At 59.9% G+C, this 384-nt stretch carries 1 protein-coding gene; it reads left to right on the top strand.

Annotated features, from left to right (window positions below; all coding sequences use genetic code 11):
* Positions 1-384 (top strand): hypothetical protein (locus E4T88_RS18095; protein WP_167755491.1); only part of this gene is annotated, 384 nt, incomplete at both ends.

Raw genomic sequence — 384 nt, forward strand, 5'->3', positions numbered from 1 at the left:
TATTGGCACTGGCCCCAATGACTGGCGCATCGACCTTTGTGCAGGGCTGGGACCGGTCGAACTGGCTGAGATCATCCGTAGCGTCTCGGCCCAAATGGGCGGCACCGCCAGCGATGATTTTTGGCCTGAGATGGCCTCCGACCTGATTGCTCAGGTAGGCATCCTGCTGCAGGCTGTCGAGCTGACCAATGCAGGCAAGGCATGGGCCGAGGAGCGAAAGATGCGCGTGCACTCGATCCTCAACTTGCTGCGTGTGGCAGGCTCGGATGAGCTGATCGATGAGAACCTGGCCATCATCGCGGAGGCAATGAAAACGGACGAGTACGACGCCTTGTCGGCCAACGTTCACATGCCTCAGCTGCTGGACAGCGTGACGTACCTGCT

The sequence above is a fragment of the Dysgonomonas mossii genome, from assembly GCF_004569505.1.
In the GTDB taxonomy this organism is placed as follows: domain Bacteria; phylum Bacteroidota; class Bacteroidia; order Bacteroidales; family Dysgonomonadaceae; genus Dysgonomonas.